A 23,873-nucleotide genomic window follows, 5' to 3' on the forward strand; every position below is an offset into this window, starting at 1 on the left:
CATAGCCCTTTTCTTAATCTTTATAAAAAACTAAATTATTGAAATAACCTTAATATATCTTTATATGTGATAAAAAGCATAAATAACATCAAAGCTCCAAAACCAACCACATTTATCATACCTTCTTTATTTGGGTCAAGTTTTTTACCACCTCTAACTGCTTCTAGTAATAACATAAGTATTCTCCATCCATCAAGGGCTGGTATTGGCAATAGATTTACTATACCTAAATTTAAACTTATTATAGCAGCTAAATACACTACATTTATGATACCTGTACGAGCTGCATCTGATACCATACCAATAACACCTACTGGTCCTGCAACAGCATTACCAATTCCTCCTGGAACACGTCCTGTAATCATTTGACCTAAGAATGTCAACATTTGCTTTGTCATATCTACAGTAGTTTTACATGCATTTACAATTGAACCAAAAAAATCTTTTTCTCTTTGAGGCTGAATTCCTATTTCATACTTTCCATTGTTGTTTTTAGGTGTTACATTTATAACTTTGTCACTTCCATCTCTAGTTATACTAAGTTTCAATTCTCCACCAGAGGAAGTATTTATTATATTTGCAACTTCATCCCAAGTCTTAACAGAATTACCATTAATTTTATTTATCTTATCCCCTACTTGAAGTCCTACAGATTGTGCAGGAGTATTTGGCATTATCTTTCCTAATTGAGTGGTTGGAGAACCTATATATAAGAATACTGGTACCAAAAGTATCGCTGCTAATATTATATTAAATATTGGCCCTGCTACAATAGTACTAAATCTTTGTAATATAGATTTATTTCCAAAAGAATTTGGACTTACTTGTTCTTCATCTTCGCCTTCCATACTTACATACCCACCAATCGGAAGTGCTCTTATAGAATACTCAGTATCTTTTTTTACACTATATATCTTAGGTCCCATCCCTATAGAAAACTCATTTACCTTTATACCACTTCTTTTTGCAAATATAAAATGTCCTAACTCATGTATTAATACAATTATACTAAATAGTATTAATGCAGCTATTATAGTCATAAATTCACCTTCCTATTTTTTTATCAGATTTGTAACATAAGCTCTACTCCATCTATCTGTTTCTAAAATTTCCTCTAATGTTGGTTTACTTATGCTACTATGAACTTCTAAAGTCTTCTCTATGTAATATGGTATGTCATAGAAACCAATTTTATCCTCTAAAAATTCACTTACCAAAACTTCATTTGCTGAATTTAGAACAGAAGAATAAGTTCCTCCCATTTTTAAACACTCATAAGCCAATTTTAAACATGGAAAAGTTTCCAAATCTGGTTCTTCAAAAGTTAAAGTACTAAATTTTGAAAAATTCATTCTTTCAAAGTTACTTTCCATTCTATCTGGATATGTAAGAGCATACTGTATTGGTAGTCTCATATCTGGGCATCCTAATTGTGCTATTATTGAGCTATCTGTATACTGTACCATTGAATGGATTATACTTTGTGGATGAACTACTACATCTATATTTTCTTGTTCTACCCCAAATAGCCACTTAGCTTCTATAACTTCAAGACCTTTATTCATAAGTGTTGAAGAATCAATACTTATCTTTCTCCCCATACTCCAATTTGGATGCTTTAAAGCTTCATTTTTAGTTATATTTATAAGTTCATTTTTTTTCTTTCCTCTAAATGGACCACCAGAGGCTGTAAGTATTATCTTTTCTATGTTTTTTTTATTTTCTCCATTTAAACATTGAAATATAGCACTATGTTCACTATCAACAGGTAGAATATTTACATTATATTTTTCTGCCTCTCTCATTACAAGTTCTCCAGCAGTTACTAACGTTTCTTTATTCGCTAATGCTATGTCTATTCCCTTCTTTATAGCACAAAGAGTTGGAACTAAGCCTATCATTCCCACAACAGCAGTTAGAAGTACATCAACTTCATCAAGTGATGATATTATTTTTAATCCTTCCATACCTGTTAAAACTTCTATTTCTATATTTTTTGACAACATTTCTTTTAATTTTAATGCCTTGTCTTCCTCAAAAACTGTTACATATTTAGGTTTAAATTCTACTATTTGTTCTAATAATAACTCAATATTACTATTAGCTGATATTGCAACTATCTCAAACTTATCTCTATTTTCTCTAACTACATCCAAAGTTTGTTTACCTATAGAGCCTGTAGAACCTAAAATTGATATCTTCTTCATATAATAATCCTTTCTAATAATAAATATACCCTATCAGAACATTATAACACTACTAAAACAATTATTTTTACTATTCATAGAAATTTCATATAGTATTCTACAAACTAAAATTAATCTATTGTTTTTATATTTTATAAAGTATTGTAAAATGTTTTAGCATCCCTAAATGTCTCTTTTTATTTCAACAACATCCTCTATTTTACAGTCTAGTGCTAGACATATCTTTTCCATCGTATCCATAGAAACAGATTTATCATTTCCTAATCTACCTAAAACAGAAATACTTATACCTGATATATTTACAAATTCCATTTTCTTTATTTTTCTATCAATTAATAATTTCCATAGTGGAGCGTATGAAATCATGTTATCACCTCGCAAAATATATTCTATCACATTTTATCTATTTTGGAAAATTTTCATCTATTTAGATAAATAATTCTTTATATAATATAGATGTCAATTATAGTTTAATAAACATAAATATGTTAAAATAAATCAAAGTAATAGATTCAAAAACTATACTACTCACAGGAGATGATTAAATGAATCAGACTCAAAAAAGAAAACTCGAGTTTATAAAAAATCATTGGGATTTGACTGTCATAGAAAAAGAAAGAAATATTGCTCATATCATTCGTTATACTCTAACAACACTTGCTTTTATTGCTTTTTTTCTTCCCACAAAAATCAAATTCTCCATACACATATTTGTCTCATTATTTTGTTGGATAATGTATTTATTACTATATCCTAAAATGCCAATGGAAATGCCTAAAAAAAGAAATTTAAGAAAATATTATATACCATTTCCTTTCACTGCATGTGTATTATCAATAATGCTTCTTCTTCTATCAACAAATTTATTATATACATCGACAAAAGAGAAATTCAGTTTTGTTTTCATTTATATGATAATATTATTTGTACCTTATGTTCTAATGTTAATTTCAAAAAAAATAAGAGAAACAAAATTTATTATCCTATTGGTTCTCTTTTCTACATTCATCCTTAGTTTTTCTACAACACCAGCTTTAAATTATATTGCTACATTGGACAACCCCAAAACTGAATTTGTAAAGGTTATTGATAAAGTAAGTATTTCTTCTCGTTCTGGAAAGGAACACTATTTTAAAATAGAGGTAGGTAATGAAATAAAAAGAATGAAAGTTTCCAATAAAATGTACAAATCAACAAATAAAAACAAATTAGTCCAACTCTGTAAAAGAAAAAGTATATTTGGTTATGAATACTGGACATTACAAAACTAGAAAAATATCTATATAAAAAATACATACTGTTCTATTGATTTAAAACTCATTATTATAATATGATATAAAGTATATAAAAACATTTAATTAAAATTTTTAAAATCATAGTTCAGAAAAAAGGAGAAAATATGCCATATTTATTAAAGATTAATCAATTTGAAAAAAGTTATGATATAGGAATTTTTAAAAATGAACAATCAATATATAAATTTATTGAGAAAATACCATTTGTAAAAAAAGAGAGTAGCAATTTTAATTATACAAATTACTATATTGAATTTGAAGATATTCCTGAATATTATGAAGTAAATTTCAATAACTATTTATACATTATCACTAGATTTTCATTCATACCAGATGGAACTGAGATATTTTTTAGCTGGGATGAAATTCATTGTTGGGATGAAAAAATTGCTACTGAAAAAACTTTTATAAATGGTGAAACATTGGTAGATTCATATAACTTTCCAAACAATGAAGTAAAGGACTATATACAAAAACGAGAATCACTATATAGAGAAACAAAAAGATATTATAAGGAAAAAGGATTAAAAATTGAAAGACATGCACTTGGTTCGGAAGATGGTGAGTATGTTGAGCTTGTAAATGATTCTATCCTTTATTTACTAGATATAGATGCAATTGAAATATGGGAACAATCAAAAAATATAGAAGAATTTTTATATAAATATAAAAACCGTTTTAAGTGATTTATATTTTTTGACCTACATAAATATGCATTGAGTTATTTAATAAGATACAAAATAATTCAATGTATAAATTAGTAGAAAAAATAATTCTATTATTTTCCAATTACATATTTATTAAAAAATTCTTTTTCTTCTATAGGCTTAGAGAAATAAAATCCCTGCCCTACATCACATTTAATTGTTTTTAAAAAGTCTAAGTCTTTTTTAGTTTCAATACCTTCACATACAACAGACATGTCTATACGATGTGACATTTCAATAATACATTGAATAATACTATATACTTTCTCTCTATTAAAGGTTTCTTTAAGTAGGCTTTTATCTAACTTCAAGCCATTAATCGATAAAGAACATAAAAGACTTAATGAAGAGTATCCTGAACCAAAATCATCCATAGAAATTAAAAAGCCCAACTTTCTAAGCTTATCTAAAATTGAAATAACTGGCTTGGATATTTCATTAAAAGCACTTTCAGTTACCTCTATTTCTATATACTTAAAAGGAATTTCATATTCCCTAACAATATCTAAAAATCTTTGGTAGAAATCATTTTGGTAAATAGTAACTCTTGAAAAATTAACTGCAATAGGATAAGTATATTGATTTTTTTTCATAAATGTTTTTTTTATAAATGAACATGCTTTCTTTAACATATAAAAATCTAATTCAATAATAAATCCACTTTTTTCAAATAATGGAATGAATTTATCTGGTGACAGAAAGCCAAGCTCTGGAGAAAACCATCGTACAAGTGCTTCTGCACTCACAACATTTAAAGAAGATATTTGAAATTTAGGTTGCAAATACATATGGAATTCTTCATTTTCTAGTGCTTTATGCATATGATTATAAATATTATTTTCCATTTGTAATTGCTTTAGCAGGTTTTCATTATACCATACTGTAGAGGAAATTCCTCTCTTTTTACTTACCTTATGGGCAATATTTGCCTTATCCATTATAGAATTGATAGATTTATAATCCAATTTATCAACTTCAACTAAATATGCACCTATACAATAAGATATAGTTTGAGTTACATTCATATTTAATTCAGATATTATGGCCTCAGTCAGAATCTTAATAATCTCATCTAAGAGAGAATCTCTATATTTTGCAAGTATTACAAAATTATCTGAACCAACTCTTGCACAAGTTTCTTTAGTATTAAAGGTTTTGGAAAGTGCAGTTGCAACTATTATTAAAACTTTATCTCCATATTCATATCCATGTACATCATTAATATATTTAAAATTGTCAATATCAATATTTAATAGTACATACTCTCCCTTATATGCATGATGTAAAATCTCCATAGCTCGATTTTCAAATGCAACTTGGTTTTTTATTTTTGTCAAATTATCAGTATAAAATATTTCGTCAAATTTTCTTTTATTATAATACTCCCAAATCAAGATACTTATTATTGATATTGTAAGATAAATAACTAATGTAGTAGCGAAAGAATGTAATTTTATGTCAGAATGTTTTTCAGATATAAAAACAACTTGATTAGATAACGAAGAATATGTTTCGCTCAATTTGTATAATTTATCACCTGAACCTCCATTTCTAACTTTTATAATTTCTTTTTTCATAGATTTCCACATAGTATCCATTTGAATTAATTTTTCTTGAAATTCTTTATTATCACACCTTTGCAATCCAAGTTCACCCTTACCAGTTCTTAGCTCTATTAAAATACTATCTAATTCTTTTATCAACTTATCATTTCTTTTATTATTCAATTCTTGTTTAACAACCTTTTCAGTTTCACTGCGAATAGTACTAGTATAATTTATAATTTTAATATGTTCTATACTATTGTATAGAGAAAATATAAAAATAATAATAGCAACTAGCCAAATAGCAGCATAAATTAAAAAATCATATTTTTTCTTCATTATTGTTACCTCAATTATAATATATCTATATAATTTGCAATTGACCAATCAGCTATAAAAAATGATTGTATACTTTGCAGTAATATGTATTTATCTCAAATAAATCTATCATCTATATGTCTAAAATAGACTAATCTTTGATAGTATATATTTTGTCTTTAGATAGAAAACATACAATATGTGTTTTTACCTTCTTCTTTTGCTCTATATAAAGCACTATCTGCATGATGATATAACTCATAAAACTGTTCTCCATCTTCTGGATATACAGAGATTCCTATACTAACACTTATTCCAAAATATAAATCATCATATGTAAATGTACTATCCAATGTTTTTAATATATCCAGACTTTTATTTTGAATAATTTCCCTATCTCCATTGTATTCCATAAATGCTATAAATTCATCACCTCCTACACGACCAACTATATCTGTTTTTCTAAAACTTCTTTTTAAACATTCAGCTAAATCAATTAATATTTTATCTCCAAATACATGTCCCATAGTATCATTAACATATTTAAAATTGTCTACATCAATCATAAATAGGGCATATCTCCTATTTTTATAATTTGATAGCAATATATCTCTAATTTTTTCCTCAGTGGTACTTTTATTCAACAATCCTGTCATTAAATCATTTTGAGATTGTTCAATTAATTTATTATACTCCTTCTTCTCTTCATCTATATTTCTTATCTTTCCTAGTATTGATATAGCAGTATCTCCAATCTTATCTGGTTCATTAAAGACTATAGAACACCACAAGTGCACATCATTTTTAGAGAGTATACGTATTTCTATTGCTTCTGGCTTATTACCTCTATGTGCCTCTTCTAAAGCATCAAGTAAGGTCTTACAATCTTCTTTATAAATATTTGATAACTGTTCAGTAATTGTTCCTTTTGGTTCTACTTGAAATATATTATAATAATTATCAGAAAATATGATTGTATTATCTTTAAAATTATATTCAAATAAAATGTCACCCCATTGTTTTAATGCATTCTGATATCGACTAGCTAAGTTATCAGATTTTTTATCTTTTTCCTCATAAGTTTCATCTGTTACATCTACTATACTTGAATAAAAATACTGCTTTCCATCCTTATCATTTTTACATAATCTAGAAATTGTTTCTAAAGAAATCAAACGATTATTTTTGCATCTAATACGATAGTGAAGTGTAACTATACCTTTAAAATTAACTTGACTTATTATATCACTAAGGACATTTTTTCTATCTTCTTCAAAGATTAAATCAATATACTTTCCATCAAACTTATTTTTTATTTCTTTTTCTGTATAACCTATTAATGATATAAAGCTAGGAGAAATATAATCTAAGGTAAAATCTTCATCAAAACGAATACATTTTACACATGCAGGAATATTATCTAAAACTCTTCTATATTTCCAATATGATTCTTCCATCTCTAAAGACCGTTTCTTAAGCCTATCATTTTCTATGATAACTACAACTAAACTCTTAAAGCCTTCTTTCCCTCTTACAACATTACCAGTTCCAAGTATCCAGATAGGTGTTCCGTCAGATTTTACTACCCTAAATTCAATAGTTACTATATCACTAATTCCAAGTTGTCTTCTAATTTCATAATTGACGTATTCTATATCGTCTGGATGCACAAATCCTAATGCTTGATTCTTAAATTTTGCTTCCATCTCCTTAATCGTATAACCAAGCATTCTACGATACCCTTCATTACATGTAAGAAAAGTAAATTCATGATCCATTCCAACTTGAAATATACCTGCGTAAGCATTATCTACGAGTTCTTTTACATTTATTGGATGAGTTGGATTGAGTGCAGAGTATACCATACTTTTTTCTTTTTCTAAGGAAGTGTCTTTTGATATAATATCTTCCTGATAATTAAATGAATCAACATCTTTTTCAAAGTAATATTCATAAAACTTGTCTGCATCTATAGGCTCTTTATAATAAAATCCTTGTAGTATTTCTGGTCTCATCTGTTCAATAATTTTTAAAGTTTCTTTATCTTCAATTCCTTCAACATAAACTGTCATATTCATGCTATGACACAGATTAATAATTTGTGAAACGATTTTTTGGTCTGTTACATCATATGTAATACGATCTAAAAGAGTATGATTAATTTTTAAAGAATCTGCACTTAATTCACGAAAAATTTCTAAGGAAGAATGTTTTGCTCCAAAACTATCAAAGCTAATCTTAATACCTTGACTTCGAAGAAAGTCAAAAGAATGTCTTATTTCTTCTATTTTTTTTATATTATTATCTTCTGTCAATTCCAATGTAATTAGAGATGGTGACAGACATTGTTTTTTTATAGTATCTAAAATAAAGAACTTGAAATTAGGGTCTTCAAGCTGTTGATATGATACATTTATGTTCATCTTAAAATTTGGCATATATTTTATCCATATATTCAATTGTTTTAAAGCAGTTCTAATTACCCATTGACTAACTTTATCCATAAGCCCAGAAGATTCTAAAAAAGGTATAAATTCAGTTGGCCCAAGTTTCATTTCAAAATTAGGATTCTTCCAACGAAGCAATACTTCACATCCATGTAGTTTCTTATTATTAGTAAAAATAAGTGGCTGGTAATTTAAATAAAATCCTTCAAAATCATTTAATACACTTTCTCTTAGATACTCTATCAAATTTATAGAATACTGAGAAAAATTTAACTTATCCTTTGAATAGACAAGCAGAGTCTTTTTTCCTTGTTTTTTTGCTTTCTCAAATGTAACACGTGCATTTTGGTACAATATATCACATTCTGTACCATCTTTCGGATAAAAGCAAACACTTCCTGATATGGTAAATGAAATAGCATGTCCATTAATCTGTTTTATACATTGTGCTACATATTGAAACCTATTAAATAGTTTTATTAATTCATAACAATCTCCATTTGGATACAATACCCCAAATCCATTTCCATCCAATCTATATAAACTTACATCTTCAGGTAAAAAAGGTAAAATAGCTCTAGAAAATCTTTTTAAAACTCTATCTCCAAATGAATAAGAATATAAATTATTAATCTGCTCAAAATCATCAATTCCAATAAACATAATCCCATATTGATTCTTCTGATTTTCTAGGTTTGAAAGCATCATTCTAAAATTGTAATTCCCATTTAAATTCGTTAATTTATCTATAATATTATTAGTTGACATTTCCATTAATCCATCCCCCTCAAATTTCAAACTTTTTGAAATAAATATTTATCTACTATTTTTTACTCATATTTTATATTTCTGAAAATTTTTATGTGTATAATAAATCATGACCTAATTCAAAAGCTATTTTTAAATATCATTCTGCTTTAAATTTAATTATCAACTAAATGACATTGAAGATGGAATATCTAATCTTTTTAATAAATAATTAAAGTACCATTTACCTAGAATTTAACTCTTTGAGTTTATTTTATCATATTATGGAAATATATTCCTTTTTTTTAAGATATTACTTAAGCTGTACTTATATTCCCGAAATTAAAACAATAATCTACTTATCTATTATTAATTATGTCTAAAAATAAAATTTATAAATGGGTAATAAATTAGTTATATTTAGATATATGTATTATAAAAAGATAATAAAGTTAAGAATATCAATATTATTAAACAAAAAAATATTTTTTAATTGCAATTCTCGCATATAAAACATGTATACTACAAATATAGTACAGTTTGATAAAGTAATACATATTTTTATACAATTCCTAAATTATATCCTCTAAAACATTAAACAATGAAAATAGCCATGTAACTAAACAATCGCAGAATTTCTCTGCTTTTAGAAGTTACATAGCTATTTTCATTACTAGCAATTATAGACTGCCCTTTTAAAACCAACCAATCTTATCTAATAAAAAATTTGATAGCACTATACACAAAAGGTGCAACTAATATAACACTATCGAATCTATCTAATATACCCCCATGACCAGGTATTATCTTTCCATAATCCTTTATCCCTACATATCTCTTTATAGAAGATGCAAATAAATCTCCTAATTGAGCTATTATACTTCCTATGCTTCCTATTATTGCTAATTGAAGCAAATCAATACCAAATAAATATCCAAATAAAATACAACAAAGTGTACTTCCTATTATTCCTCCAATAGCTCCTTCTACAGTCTTTTTAGGACTCACTTTAGGAATTAATTTATGTTTTCCAAGTAAATAGCCACTAAAATATGCAAATATATCTGTCATAAAAGATATAACAAATATAAGCCATACATAGATATTTCCTTTTTCAAAACTATTTATAGTTATAACTATAAAATCTAAAAACACTCCTATATAAAAAATTCCTAAAAACGTAATCGAAACATCTATAACATTGTTTTTGCCCATCAACATATAAATTATACCTGCTAAAAATAAAATGAAAATCATTGCATAAGTATACTCTAATGGTAAGTTAAAAATATTTTTTACAGCTAAATAAATAGAAAATATATATCCGATAACAAAGATTGGATGTATATCTTTTATTTTAAATGCCTTATAAAACTCATGTAATGCAATATAAACTATTGCCATCTCAGCTATATATAAAGGAATTCCTCCATATACAACAAATAGAAATAATGGAACCAGAGCTAGTGAAGCAATAATTCTTGTAAGCATAAAATAATCTCCTTACTTAAGTCCTCCAAATCTTCTATCTCTTTTTTGATATATATAAATAGCCTTTTGTAATTCTTTTTTATTAAAATCAGGCCAATGTATATCAGTGAAATAAAACTCAGAATAAGCAACTTCCCAAAGTAAAAAGTTACTCAATCTTTGTTCACCACTTGTTCTTATTACCAAGTCTGGATCTGGTATAGACTTTGTGCTTAAATAGTTTTTTATAATATCTTCATCAATATTGTTTATATCTATTTTACCACTTTCACAATTTTTTACTATATCTATAAGAGCATTTTTTATATCTGCCCTACTTCCATAGTTTAATGCTAAATTTAAATTAACTCCTGTATTGTCTTTTGTCATTTCCTTAGCTGAGTTTAATTCTCTTATACAAGTTTTTGGTAAAGCACTTATATCTCCTATAGCTGTCACTTTTACATTATTTTGATGAAGCTCAGCTATTTCATTTTTTAAGTATGTAGATAATAAGTTCATAAGTGTATCAACTTCAATTTTTGGTCTCTTCCAATTTTCTGTTGAAAATGCATATAATGTTAAGTGCTTAACTCCTAAATTTGAGCATTCTTTTACTATATCTCTTATAGTTTCTACTCCAGCCTTATGTCCTGCAGTTCTTGGAAGAAATCTAGATTTTGCCCATCTTCCATTCCCATCCATTATAATAGCAATATGAGTAGGTATGTTATTTAAGTCTATGTCATACATAATGTTGTTATTCATATTTTGCCTCCAATATTGTTCTGACTCCTTAAATTAAGGAGTCAGAAAAGTATGTGATTATTAGTTCTACATTATCACCTATCTCAGATATTTTTATAACTCTAGGAACTACAAGTTTATCTTTATCCTTTTTGCCTTCAATAGATTTTATGGTATAATTTACATTTTGTTCGTCAAAATATTGTTTTACCTCATCTACATGAAGACCTAAAAGGTTATAATATTTTTTCAATATTATACCTCCATTATATCCTTTTCTTTTTTAGATAATAATGCATCTATTTCTTTTATAAATTTATCAGTCATTTTTTGAACTTCATCTTGTGCCTTTTTTGACTCGTCTTCAGTTAATTCTCCGCCTTTTTCCATTTTCTTAATCTTTTCATTGGCGTCTCTTCTTTCATTTCTTATTCTAACTTTAAACTCTTCTGCAGCTTTACTAGCTTTTTTAGCTAATTCTTTTCTTCTTTCTTCTGTTAAAGCAGGTACAGAAAGTCTTATAACTTCACCATCATTTGATGGATTTAATCCTAAATCTGAATTAGATATAGCTTTTTCTATTTCATGCATAGCAGATTTATCCCAAGGAGATATCATTAATACTCTTGGTTCTGGTACAGATATAGCACCAATTTGATTTATCGGAGTTGGAGTTCCATAATAATCAACTCTTATCTTGTCTAACATTTGTGCATTAGCTCTTCCTGCTCTTATAGTCCCAAATTCAAACTTCAGAGCATCAATTGTCCCATTCATTTTTTCTTCTAACTGCTTATGTATTTCTAGTTTCATAATTTTACTCCTCCTTCATTCTTCATTATTTTACAGTAGTACCTATATTTTCACCTTTTACTGCTCTTATTATATTCTCTGTTGTAAGCTCAAATACCTTTATTGGAATCTTATTATCCATACATAAAGATGTAGCTGTAGAGTCCATTACTTTTAATTCTTTTTGTATAACTTCCATATAACTTAATTCTGTAAATTTCTTAGCATCTGCATGTACTTTTGGATCCTTGTCATATACTGCATCAACATTTTTAGCTAACAGGATAACTTCTGCTTCCATTTCAGCAGCACGTAAAGCAGCAGTTGTATCTGTTGTAAAGTAAGGGTTTCCTGTTCCTGCACCAAATATAACAACTCTTTCCTTTTCTAAATGTCTAACTGCTCTTCTTCTTATATATGGCTCTGCAATTTGTCTCATATCTATAGCAGTTTGAACTCTTGTAGCAACCTCTATATTTTCTAGTGCATCTTGTAATGCCATCGCATTCATGACTGTAGCTAACATTCCTATATAATCAGCAGTAGTTCTGTCCATTCCTTCGCTAGTTCTACCTCTCCAGAAGTTTCCTCCACCTACTACTACAGCTACTTCAACACCTATTTCTTGTATTTTTTTAATAGCAATAGCAATATCATTAACTACATCATTATTTATACCAAAACCTCTTTCTCCAGCTAATGCTTCTCCACTTAATTTTAACAATACCCTTTTGTACATTGGTTTATCCATCAGAAACCTCCTATTTCAATCCTTCATATCCATTTTTTTCTATTTTTTAAAAAAGAGAACACCTGCGTGTTCTCTCTTTGGTTATTACTTAAGTTGCTTCGCAACTTCTTCTGCAAAGTTTTCTTCTCTCTTTTGTATACCTTCACCAACTTCGAATCTCACAACTTTAACAACTTTTATATCAGAACCTACTGCTTTAGCAACATCAGCAACTAATTGTTTAACAGTTATATCTGGATTTTTAACGAAAGTTTGCTCTAATAAACAAACTTCTTTTAATTCTTTTTCTAATCTTCCTTTAACCATTTTTTCAACTATATTAGCTGGCTTTCCTTCATTTAAAGCTTGTTGAGTTAATACTTCTGTTTCATGTGCTATGTATTCAGCATCTACTTCGTCTCTTGAAACATACTTAGGATTCATAGCAGCAACTTGCATAGCTACATCTTTACCTAATTCTAAAACTTTAGCATCTCTAGCTTCTGTTTCCATTTCAACAAGAACACCTATTTTTCCACCACCATGGATGTATCCAGCAACTTGTCCATTAGTTACAACTTTAGCAAATCTTCTAAAGTCTAATTTTTCACCGATTTTTGCAACTCTATTATTTAAAACTTCTTGTAAAGTTATTCCTTCTCTATGAGTCTCACCTAATAAAGAAGCTATATCTTCTTTATCAGTAGCTAATGCCATACAAGCAGCATCTTTAACGAATACTTTGAAGTCTTCATTTTTAGCAACGAAATCTGTTTCTGAGTTAACTTCTACCATAGAAGCAACTGTATTATCATCGTTCATTTCTATTGCAACTAGACCTTCAGCAGCAACTCTACCAGCTTTTTTAGCAGCTTTTGATAATCCTTTTTCTCTTAATAAATCTACTGCTTTTTCCATATTTCCTTCAGCTTCTTGTAAAGCTTTCTTGCAGTCCATCATTCCTGCGCCTGTACTCTCTCTTAACTCTTTTACCATTTGAGCAGTTATATTAGCCATTTTTTAAGTTTCCTCCTACTTATTCTATTCCATATTATAAATGGTAAGGGCGACCCTTACCATTTAATTGTCAAATTATTATTCTTGGTCTTCAGCTACTTCTTCTTCAGCACCTTGTCTACCTTCGATTACAGCTGTTGCCATAGCACCAGTTATTAATTTTACGGCTCTTATAGCGTCATCATTTCCTGGTATAGCAAAGTCTAATTGCTCTGGGTCACAGTTAGTATCAACTATACCAACTACTGGTATACCTAATCTATGAGCTTCTTGGATAGCTATGTTTTCTTTTCTTGGGTCAACTACGAACATTGCACCTGGTAATTCAGGCATGTCTTTTATTCCACCTAAGTATTTTTCTAGTTTTTCTTTTTCAGCTCTTAATTTTATAACTTCTTTTTTAGGAAGAACATTAAATACACCTTCTTCTTCCATTTTTTCTAATTCTCTTAATTTATTTATTCTAGTTTTTATAGTTTTGTGGTTTGTTAACATTCCACCTAACCATCTCTCATTAACAAAGTACATTCCACATCTTTCAGCTTCATCTTTTATTGCATCTTGAGCTTGTTTTTTAGTTCCTACGAATAAGATTGGCTTTCCTGTTTCAGCTACTTCTTTAGTGAATTTGTAAGCTTCTTCAACTTTTTTAACTGTTTTTTGTAAGTCGATTATATATATTCCATTTCTTTCTGTGAATATATACTTAGCCATCTTAGGGTTCCATCTTCTTGTTTGATGACCGAAGTGAACACCTGCTTCTAATAATTGTTTCATTGATATTACTGACATATTCTACCTCCTGGTTTTATACCTCCAGCTTGATCTTCTCCCTAAAAAACCATGTAATAGGCACCTTTTAAGGATCCCAATGCTGTGTGTGATTTATTTTATTTTTTCACCTCTAGTAGTATATCATAGAGGTGAAAAAATAACAATATTTTTTCCATATTTTCTATTTTTATATTTTTTTGTGTATTTTATACCATTTTTTTGAATTTAATTTGCAAGTTTCATTTTTAATTTTGTTTTTAATGATACATTGTCTACACTATTATTACTTACTATATCTACACTTCCAAGTAAGTCACCTGAGTTAGTATAGTATTTTATAGTACCCATAGTATCACCTTTTTTAACAGGATATTCTATATTTTTAATCTTTACTTCCGATTTTATACTTTCATCATCTTTTAATATTGTATAAAGTTCATCTTTGGCCTTTAAAGTAACCTCTAATTCTTTCATTCCTTTTATATATTTCTTACCTATAAAACTATCTTTTTCAATTACTTTTTTCATATTGAAATTTTCTTTTCCATATTTCAGTAGTGCTAAAGAAGCAGACGTTCTTTTATTTTTGTGATTAGCACCCAATACTACACCTATTACTCTACGTTTTTTCTCGTTTTTATCATTTTTGTCTACAATCATAGAAAATGATAAGCAATATCCAGCATTACCAGTATATCCAGTTTTTATACCATCTACTTCTGGTATAATTCTTAATAATGCATTTGTATTGCTTTTTTCAAAACTTCTATCTGAATTTGTATATGTCTCCATATCAGTTATAGCTGTTACTTGTTTTTCATAATGGTCAAACATGTATTTTCCAAGAATAGCTATATCCCTTGCAGTAGATTTATTTTCTTTCGCTGGTTGTTTTGGATTACTCAAATCGTATATTGGAAGACCATTTGGGTTTAGAAAATGTGTATTAGTCATCCCTATTTCTTTTGCTTTTTTATTCATTCTATCTACAAATGCTTCCTTAGTTTTACAAATATGTTTTGCTATAGCAATTGCCGCATCATTTCCTGATACAATCATAAGACCTCTCATAAGCTCTATAAGTGGCACTTCTTCACCATCTTTAAGTTTATAGCTTGAACCTTTTACTGATGCAATAGACTTGTCTATTTTTACTACATCAGTTTCTTTTACTTCTTTATTTTCAATAGCTTCTATTGCAAGTAAAAAAGTCATCATCTTACTTAAACTAGCTAGTGGTACCTTCATATCAGGTTCTTTACTATATAAAACTCTACCTGTCTCTTGGTCTATAAGTATAGATGTTTTTGAGTATTTGTCTACAGATTTTTCATCTGCATATGAATAAGTTGGTATTATAAAAACTAGTATCATGGCTAATGCTATAATTTTTTTTATTGCATTTTTCAAATTTTTCACCTTCTTGGATTATTAAGTATATTTATATTTAAATTTTCCCTATTTAGTCCAATTTATATCTAGTAATTAATACCTATCCATATTTAAACAGATATTATCTTATCATCCTTTTAATAATTACAGATGCCCAAATTGCTCCTATTGTAACTCCAAAAAATACTTCTATTCCTGCTAAAGCCTTCCCAATTAAACTTGTAGCAACCATATCTCCATATCCCACTGTACTAAATGTAGCCATACTAAAATACCATAAGTCTATATACATTCTGAAAATCTCACTTAATGAATAATTGCCTATGTTATTTATATTTAAAGCTACAAGTGTACTATTTGAACTTTCTATACCTACAAATAAGTATAATAAGGCAAAAACACTTATTATTACTATAATCACTAACAATATATTCCATGGCTTTTCTCCATAACCTGTAGTATAGCGTGCTATTTGGTCAAAAAACTTTTCAACTAAATAGTCACTGAAAGTAGGATAATCAGAGCGTTTCATTATTTTACTACTATAAATCCTTTCCTTATAATAATAAAATCCTATCATTTCGTATTCTCCGATTCTTGTTGCTTGATTTCTAGCTATTCTATAATTTATCTTTCCATGCTTATACTCACTTTTACCATACTCAACATTTTTTAGTACAAATTTTGTACAGGTGCTAAAAATGATTCCATCCATTCGAGGAAAGTTTTCTACATTATTAACTACTAAGTCAGGCCCTTTAAATTTTACTTTTTCAAATATACGGTCATTTACATAGGCTTTGCTGAATCTTGTTTTATTAAAATCACAGTTTTCTAGGAATACACATCCATTAAAAAATACACTCTCTTTAAATTCTGTATAGTTAAAAATAACATTCTTTTTAAAAATGTATTTTTTAAAATTTACTTTCTTTTTAAATATTACTTCAGAAAAATTCAGTCTTTTATAATCATAAGTTAATATTTCCTCTGCATTAAATTCATTTTCAAATATAAACCCATTGAATTCACTGATTTCTTCTTTATAAATAGTATCCATCATTAGTTGTATATCTTTATCAGACTTATGTTCTTTATGAAAGATACAATATCCAGAAGAATCTGCTTCTCTATCGCACTTTTTTCCATCTTTTTTAGATATCCATTTACAATTCATAAATATCCTCCAGTACAAAACAATTATTACTATTTTGTATTAGTTTGGATATTATTTTATTTTATATACTTAAATACTTACAAAATATATATTAAATTGTTCGTTTTAAAATTTTAGTATGTTACTTACAAATAAGAGAGTGAATTTTATCTATATTTTCATTTCTTTACACAATAAATACAAATTTAAATTTACTTATCATTTTTAAGCAATTTAGTAACTATATTTAGTGCTACTAAATCATCCATAAACCCTATTGGAAATACAAAATCTGGAATAACATCCGTTGATATTACAAAATAAAGTAACATACTTCCAATCAATAAATATTTCTTTATTGTAAGTCCTTCTGTACAAAAGTCAGCATACATTTTTCTTAATCTATCTGTAAATTGACCTTGCTTTTCAATAGAATCTATCTTTTTATTAAAATTATCAAAAAGTAGTTTTTTACCTTCATCTGTCTGTACATATAATTTACACTTACTCAATTCTTTTTCAATATTTCCATTAAAACTCTTATCATTGATTAAATTTGCAAATCCAAGAATATCATCAAAATTACTGAAATCACTATCTGTATTAAATATTTGATTATTATTGTTCCTAAATTCATATCCTGATGCTTGTAGTAGTTCTTCTAGATTAATATTTAAATGTATTGCTATCTTTTCCAAATGATTTATATTTGGTTTTTGCTTATTATTAGCTATACGAGATATAGTGGCTTTATCAATTCCACTTTTTTTACTCAATTCTCCCATTGAGACTGATTTTTCTTCTAGTAAAATTTTCAATAAATCCCCGAAGTTCCCAACCTCACTGTGTTGTTCCATTATTTTCACCTGCTTTATTATGATTGGTTTTATATTATTAATATGATTTATTTGTTATTTAGGTGTTGTATGATGTTGAAATTTTATCAACAATTTATTGGTTTATCTGTAACAATTTATCCATTTTTACAATACTATAACTAATATAGTACAAAATTTAAGAGAAAGGATGTTAATCTACTGTGATTGAATCAATTTTATTAGTAACTTCTCTTTGTATAGATGCCTTTGTAACAAGTTTTGGATATGGCGTAAATAAAGTTAAAGTTCCTTTATATTCAAATATAATTATTAGTGTAGTTTGCTCAACTATTTTGGCAATATCACTTTTTGCAGGTACAATAGTTAGAGATTTTTTACCTCAAAACATAACAATGCTAATATGTTTTTTTATCTTATTTTTATTAGGAAGTGCTCGACTAATTGAAAGCTTTTTTAAATCTTATTTTAAGAAAAAATCCATACATTCAAAAAATTATAAACTTAATATGTTAGACCTTAAATTGAATTTTAATGTAAGTATTGAACCTGATACTTTAGATACAAGTAAATCTAAAATAATTAAGTCTGCTGAAGCATTTACACTTGCTATTGCTCTAAGTTTAGATGGATTAGCGATTGGATTTGGTAGTGGTCTTGTAGGTGTAAATTATATACAAGTTATTCTATTTTCTTTACTATCAAACGTAATTGCAGTTTTACTTGGTTGTTTACTAGGAAATATATTTGTTAAAAAAATAAATTTGAACTTATCTTGGTTAAGTGGTTTAATCCTGTTGGTCATTGGATTTATGAAGATATGTTAATAAAAAAGCTATCTAAAAATAAAATTTTATATTTAGATAGCTTCTTTTATATTTTTATATTTGTTTTCTATTCTCTCTAATTTCTTTCTGAATCTTTTTAAGAGCTTTCTTCGAACCTCTCTGAATATCTTTTTCTAATTTTCTATCCTCAAAACTAGTAAACAATGTATCCAAGTCATATCCTTCTGGATATAATTCTGATGCTTTTATGCTAAGCTGCAATCTTTTTATGTTTACTGAAATAAAATTATCTTTAAATAATACTTCTACATTATTAAACTTGTCTATTGGTTTATATACAACTCCAAAATCATTTTCATCTAATAATTTTACTTTATCTCCTATATTATAATCTGTATAGTTTGGAATAATTTCAGAATTATTACTGTCTTCAACATTAGATTGTAGTTTACTTCTTTTAACTAAATCTAAATTGTAGCTTCTATCAATTATATATTCTTTAGCTCTCTCTAATACTCTATTTTTTATCCCCATTTTTTTTGAAATAAAAAGAGCATTACTATCTTCAGATTTTCCTATAGTTAGCTTATACATTGGTTCTAGAGTTTCTTTATCAAACATCATACCAGCATTTTCGAACTCTGGATGTAAGTTAGCAAACTTCTTTATTTCTCCATAATGAGTTGATGCTATCGTTATACATCCCATTCTATAAAACTCTTCTAATAATGATATTGCTAATCCTGAACCTTCATTAGGTTCAGTTCCACTTCCTATCTCATCAAATAGAACAAGAGTAGAGTTATTTGATAAACTCATAATCTCTGCGATATTTTTTATGTGTGATGAAAAAGTACTTAATGCATTTTCAATACTTTGATTATCTCCTATATCCACAAAAACTTTTTCAAATACACTAAATTCACTACCTTCTTTTGCAGAAACATCAAATCCACATTGCACCATTAAAGTTAATAGTCCAACAGTCTTAAGAGTTACAGTTTTTCCTCCTGCATTAGGTCCTGTTATTACAAGACTCCTATAATCTCTGCCTATTTCAAAATCTAAAGGTACTACATCTCCTGTTAGAAGTGGATGTTTTCCTTTAATTATTTTTATATATCCATTATTATTTATTTTTGGAGTAATACCTTTTATTTTTTGACTATACTTAGCTTTTGCAAATACCATATCATATTCAGAAAGTATTTCTATATTCAATTTTATCTGATTTATCTTATCAAATATAAGTTCTGTTAAATAAGATAGTATTTTATATTCTTCAATAGTCTCATCAGCTTTTAACATAGTCAACTCTGTACTTAAATTTGAAATACTTCTAGGCTCAATAAATACAGTATTTCCTTTTGATGATGTATCTAATATAGTCCCATCAACCTCATTTTTATATGAGGATTTAATTGGTATTACATATCTATCATTTCTTTTACTTATTATAAGCTCTTGTATATACTTTTTATTTATAGTTGATGTTATAAATTTATTTAATCTATCTTTTATTTTGCCTTCTGTAATTTCTATATTTCGTCTTACTTTTTTTAATTCTTTACTAGCATTAGAATCGACTTTATTCGATTTTATACAGTAATTTATCTCATCTTCTATATTTTTACATTCTGTTATATTTAAAGCATAAGAACTTAATGTAGGCGAATAAAATTCTTTTTCTAGCATAAAAGCTTTAATCTTCCTACATCCTCTTAAAAAATCTTCAATATTTATAAGTTCAATTGGTTCTATTATCATTCCTTTTTCAATTTTATCTATTGTAGAACCTGCATTAAATAATCCTTCAAGTGGTATATGATTGCTATTTTCAATTATCTTTCTAGCTTCTTTATTTTCTGCTAACTTTCTTCTTACTACTCCAATATTACCACTAGGAGTTAATTTATCTATCAGATTTTTTCCAAGTGAACTTACACAATATGCTTTTATTAACTCTTTAACTTCGTTTAGTTGTAATCTTTCAAATGTATTACTATTCATTATTTTTTCTCCTTTATTTATAAGTCATAGGCTTTTAAATTACCTTATCATTTACTTTGATAATAGTTATTTTGTGAACGACTTAATAAATAAGGAGTTATTATGCATCAAACTCCTTATTTATTAAGAAGTTTAACCCCGGACTCATTACTATTAGTATTTTTCTTCATAAAAAACTGCTCCTTTTCTATTTTTACTTAATTATTTATCTTAGTGCTCCTAATATTATTTCATAAATTCCATCTTCATGTCAATAAAAATAATTTCATTGATGTTTTTTCATAATAAAAATACCTACAACACTTGCTATTAAAATAAAAATAGTGCTTATACTCTTATTTATTAGCACATAATAAGCCTGTCAATCTGCTTCCAACAAAAGAGCTAAGCAAGTGTAACGTATTAAAAATTCTGGTTGATAACCCCATAAAAAATAGCTGATAATAGTAAAACACTTTTACATGTTCTAATAAAATCAGCTATTTATAATCTAATATGGTTTTAACCTTTTTTGACTTTGAAAATTAACCTTTATAAGTAATCAGTGGTTTCATAGTTGCCACCACTTGAATAAGTTTATATTCTATCAAACTTTCAATAATTTGCTCTATGTTTTTATATGCTTCTGGAGCTTCTTGAAATAATAAATTTATATCATTACATAGAATATGACTTTTAAATTTAGTTTGTTTTATGGTATCTTTATTATACTTGTTTTTAAGGCGAGATTTACAAATTGAACGAGACCATTTTCTACCTGCTCCATGTGACAGAGAGTATAAAGATATCTCTGTATTTTCAGTAGGCATAACTATATATGATAAACTACCTCTTGAACCTGGTATAATTACAGCTCCACTTTCACTCGAAACAGTACCTTTTCTATGTATAAATTTATCTTCCCTTTTCTCTATAAAATTATGATTTATAGATAATATCTTTTTGAGATTTCCAGATGTACCTATTGACTGCATAATTTTTTTACTGATAACTTCACGATTACGCTCTGCCCAAATTAAAGCCTTATCATGATTTTCCATATAATCTCTTGCTTTCTCACTTTCAACCTCGATACCATCTTTATTATAAAATTTGTTCAAAATAGTCTCTCCATAATTTCTTGAGCCACAGTGAACCAGCATCATTATATCATCCTCTGAAAATCTTAATTTTTCAAATTTTTCTTTATTATAGACCTCATTTACACATTGAAATTCTACAAAATGATTTCCACTTCCAATAGTTCCTAAATTTAAAATTGGACTTTCTTCTTCATATCTATTTGTTATTTCTATATCAGATAAGTCTTTAATCTTGCCAAGAGACTTAATCCATCTGTCTTTTTTAAATTTCTTTTTTAAAATCCCAGTTTTAAACAAAGTCATTCCACACCCTATATCATTTCCAATTATATGTGGATAAATAATATCTCTAGTTTCAACAGCTAAACCCACAGGTATTTTACCTGCATGTAAATCAGGTAATCCTACTACTTTTAAAACTCCATTTAAGCTTGAAATATCTTCAAGTTGTCTCTTTGCTATATCTTCAATCCAACACTTATTACTTGCTATTATTTTTATTTTACTCATACTTTGCTCCTTTTTAATATGCTCCTGCCTTTAAAAAGTAGCAAAAAAGCTGTGACCTTTAGCCCCAGCTTTTTATTCTAAACTACAAAAGCAGGTGGCTATTTGTTAAAATATGCTTAGATATTTGATACCTCATTATTTTTTGCTAACATAATAACCACTTCCTCTCATTATTTATGAATACGTTAAATTTTACATCTATATGTATATTATTTATAGATATTGATTTTAAAATATGTAATATATAATTTTTATATTATAGAACTAATAATAATCATCGAAATCATGACTATTGCTAGACCAGCAACAACAAGTTTTTTATGTAATTTCTTTCTCACTTTAATTTTTTCTTCTTTTTTTACCTGTACGACTTTATCTCGTTTCTCTTCCTTCTTTTCATCTTCAACTTCTATATATGCTTTTTCATACATCACTTTACTTAAATCAACAATAATATCATTGGCCCTAGTATACTTATTATTTCTACCAAGAAGCCTCTTTATAACATTTATAAGTTCTATATTTCCATTAATTGCTTTTATACTATTCCAATCTAAGCCTTTATCAATAGATTGTAATATTTTTTCTTCTGAATTTGATTCTCCAAAAGGTAATTTTTTAAATATAGACTCAAATAAAATAAGTCCTGTTGCAAAAAAATCACTTTCTTTATCGGTATAATTTATACATAGTTGATGTGGACATAAATATCTTCTATTTCCATAGCTTCTTGTATTAACCCCATTATTTGCTTTTGTAATTCCAAAGTCACAAATTTTGATATTATATTCTGTATCTACTATTATACTACTTGATTTTAAACTGCCATGATATGAATGATTTCTATGTATCATTTCTAAAGCTTTTAAAACTTGTATCATTATATTTACAATTGCTTCTAAATGAAGATAATTACCTAGAATTAATTCATCTAGCCCAATACCATTAAAGTCTTCACTTACAACGTAATACAGTGTTGTTTCTTCTGTACAATGAATTCCAACATCTATTATTTTTAGTATATAAGGAGAGTTTATTTCATCTAAAGCAGTACTTTCATCAATTAAATTTGAAACAAAATCCTCACAGATATAATTATTGTGCTTTATGACTTTTATTAGCACATTTTTTCTGTAAAAAACATCTCTAGCTTTATAGATTTTGTTAATTTCTAAAACGTCATCAGAATTTACTACCTCATATCTATTGCCTATAAAATTCAACCATGTCACCTCCTCATACATTTTATATAACTAAATCTATTTACAATTATACCAATATATAGGAATATTTTCTATATATTA

The 23,873-nt window shown here is 27.2% G+C and carries 21 protein-coding genes; 3 read left to right on the forward strand and 18 right to left on the reverse strand.

Annotated features, from left to right (window positions below):
• Positions 1-35 precede the first annotated feature (35 nt).
• From rseP to ACTG45_RS11655, 3 genes are all read right to left on the reverse strand, one after another.
• Positions 36-1,040 (reverse strand): RIP metalloprotease RseP, encoded by a 1,005-nt coding sequence (rseP, locus tag ACTG45_RS11645; protein ID WP_021384977.1) that lies wholly within the window; start codon positions 1,038-1,040, stop codon positions 36-38.
• Positions 1,041-1,052: 12 nt separating this feature from the next.
• On the reverse strand, positions 1,053-2,207 hold the full coding sequence (locus tag ACTG45_RS11650; protein ID WP_479919025.1) for a 1-deoxy-D-xylulose-5-phosphate reductoisomerase: 1,155 nt from the start codon (positions 2,205-2,207) through the stop codon (positions 1,053-1,055).
• Positions 2,208-2,369: 162 nt separating this feature from the next.
• On the reverse strand, positions 2,370-2,573 hold the full coding sequence (locus ACTG45_RS11655) for a helix-turn-helix domain-containing protein (protein WP_021384994.1): 204 nt from the start codon (positions 2,571-2,573) through the stop codon (positions 2,370-2,372).
• A 179-nt stretch (positions 2,574-2,752) separates the two neighbouring features.
• Between ACTG45_RS11655 and ACTG45_RS11660 the strand changes: the two genes are divergently transcribed.
• Together ACTG45_RS11660 and ACTG45_RS11665 are read left to right on the forward strand one after the other, a co-directional pair.
• Positions 2,753-3,478 (forward strand): hypothetical protein, encoded by a 726-nt coding sequence (locus tag ACTG45_RS11660; protein ID WP_479919026.1) that lies wholly within the window; start codon positions 2,753-2,755, stop codon positions 3,476-3,478.
• A gap of 128 nt (positions 3,479-3,606) precedes the next feature.
• Entirely contained in the window at positions 3,607-4,188 is a 582-nt protein-coding gene (locus ACTG45_RS11665) for a hypothetical protein (RefSeq protein ID WP_479916914.1), read from the forward strand.
• Between the two features lie 92 nt (positions 4,189-4,280).
• Here the strand turns inward: ACTG45_RS11665 and ACTG45_RS11670 are convergent, their stop codons facing one another.
• The 12 genes from ACTG45_RS11670 to ACTG45_RS11725 form a co-directional block, all read right to left on the reverse strand.
• Positions 4,281-6,092 carry a putative bifunctional diguanylate cyclase/phosphodiesterase gene (locus ACTG45_RS11670; protein ID WP_479919027.1) on the reverse strand — a complete coding sequence of 604 codons (1,812 nt, stop codon included), beginning with the start codon at positions 6,090-6,092 and terminating at the stop codon, positions 4,281-4,283.
• 158 nt (positions 6,093-6,250) lie between these two features.
• Positions 6,251-9,292, reverse strand: a complete 3,042-nt coding sequence (locus ACTG45_RS11675; protein ID WP_479919028.1) for a diguanylate cyclase domain-containing protein — start codon at positions 9,290-9,292, stop codon at positions 6,251-6,253.
• 684 nt (positions 9,293-9,976) lie between these two features.
• Positions 9,977-10,756: a phosphatidate cytidylyltransferase gene (locus ACTG45_RS11680; RefSeq protein ID WP_479919029.1), complete on the reverse strand. Its 780-nt coding sequence runs from the start codon at positions 10,754-10,756 to the stop codon at positions 9,977-9,979.
• A gap of 12 nt (positions 10,757-10,768) precedes the next feature.
• Positions 10,769-11,503, reverse strand: a complete 735-nt coding sequence (locus ACTG45_RS11685; protein ID WP_021384985.1) for an isoprenyl transferase — start codon at positions 11,501-11,503, stop codon at positions 10,769-10,771.
• A 28-nt stretch (positions 11,504-11,531) separates the two neighbouring features.
• Complete coding sequence (locus ACTG45_RS11690) at positions 11,532-11,735, reverse strand: hypothetical protein (protein WP_021384961.1); 204 nt, start codon at positions 11,733-11,735, stop codon at positions 11,532-11,534.
• 2 nt (positions 11,736-11,737) lie between these two features.
• Positions 11,738-12,295: a ribosome recycling factor gene (frr, locus tag ACTG45_RS11695; protein ID WP_021384992.1), complete on the reverse strand. Its 558-nt coding sequence runs from the start codon at positions 12,293-12,295 to the stop codon at positions 11,738-11,740.
• A 25-nt stretch (positions 12,296-12,320) separates the two neighbouring features.
• Complete coding sequence (gene pyrH / locus ACTG45_RS11700; protein WP_021384989.1) at positions 12,321-13,025, reverse strand: UMP kinase; 705 nt, start codon at positions 13,023-13,025, stop codon at positions 12,321-12,323.
• A gap of 84 nt (positions 13,026-13,109) precedes the next feature.
• Positions 13,110-14,021, reverse strand: coding sequence for a translation elongation factor Ts (gene tsf, locus ACTG45_RS11705; RefSeq protein ID WP_021384993.1), 912 nt, complete (start codon positions 14,019-14,021; stop codon positions 13,110-13,112).
• A gap of 78 nt (positions 14,022-14,099) precedes the next feature.
• Complete coding sequence (gene rpsB / locus ACTG45_RS11710; RefSeq protein WP_003424537.1) at positions 14,100-14,813, reverse strand: 30S ribosomal protein S2; 714 nt, start codon at positions 14,811-14,813, stop codon at positions 14,100-14,102.
• A 207-nt stretch (positions 14,814-15,020) separates the two neighbouring features.
• Entirely contained in the window at positions 15,021-16,205 is a 1,185-nt protein-coding gene (locus ACTG45_RS11715) for a D-alanyl-D-alanine carboxypeptidase family protein (RefSeq protein ID WP_021384995.1), read from the reverse strand.
• Positions 16,206-16,308: 103 nt separating this feature from the next.
• A complete protein-coding gene (locus ACTG45_RS11720) occupies positions 16,309-17,364 on the reverse strand; it encodes an ion channel (protein WP_021384996.1) in 1,056 nt (351 codons plus the stop codon).
• 191 nt (positions 17,365-17,555) lie between these two features.
• Positions 17,556-18,200, reverse strand: a complete 645-nt coding sequence (locus ACTG45_RS11725; RefSeq protein WP_021384958.1) for a helix-turn-helix domain-containing protein — start codon at positions 18,198-18,200, stop codon at positions 17,556-17,558.
• 182 nt (positions 18,201-18,382) lie between these two features.
• On the opposite strand from ACTG45_RS11725, the gene ytaF reads away from it, so the two are divergent.
• Positions 18,383-19,006, forward strand: coding sequence for a sporulation membrane protein YtaF (gene ytaF / locus ACTG45_RS11730; protein WP_021384999.1), 624 nt, complete (start codon positions 18,383-18,385; stop codon positions 19,004-19,006).
• A gap of 54 nt (positions 19,007-19,060) precedes the next feature.
• Here ytaF and ACTG45_RS11735 read toward each other — a convergent pair whose 3' ends face one another.
• The 3 genes from ACTG45_RS11735 to ACTG45_RS11745 form a co-directional block, all read right to left on the reverse strand.
• Positions 19,061-20,977, reverse strand: a complete 1,917-nt coding sequence (locus ACTG45_RS11735) for an endonuclease MutS2 (RefSeq protein ID WP_479916920.1) — start codon at positions 20,975-20,977, stop codon at positions 19,061-19,063.
• 524 nt (positions 20,978-21,501) lie between these two features.
• The gene (locus ACTG45_RS11740) at positions 21,502-22,569 is read right to left on the reverse strand and encodes an RNA ligase RtcB family protein (RefSeq protein ID WP_479919030.1); all 1,068 of its coding nucleotides are present in this window, start codon (positions 22,567-22,569) and stop codon (positions 21,502-21,504) included.
• 251 nt (positions 22,570-22,820) lie between these two features.
• Entirely contained in the window at positions 22,821-23,801 is a 981-nt protein-coding gene (locus ACTG45_RS11745) for a protein kinase domain-containing protein (RefSeq protein WP_234781117.1), read from the reverse strand.
• Positions 23,802-23,873 lie beyond the last annotated feature (72 nt).

It is taken from the genome of Clostridioides sp. LIBA-7602 (assembly GCF_056688945.1).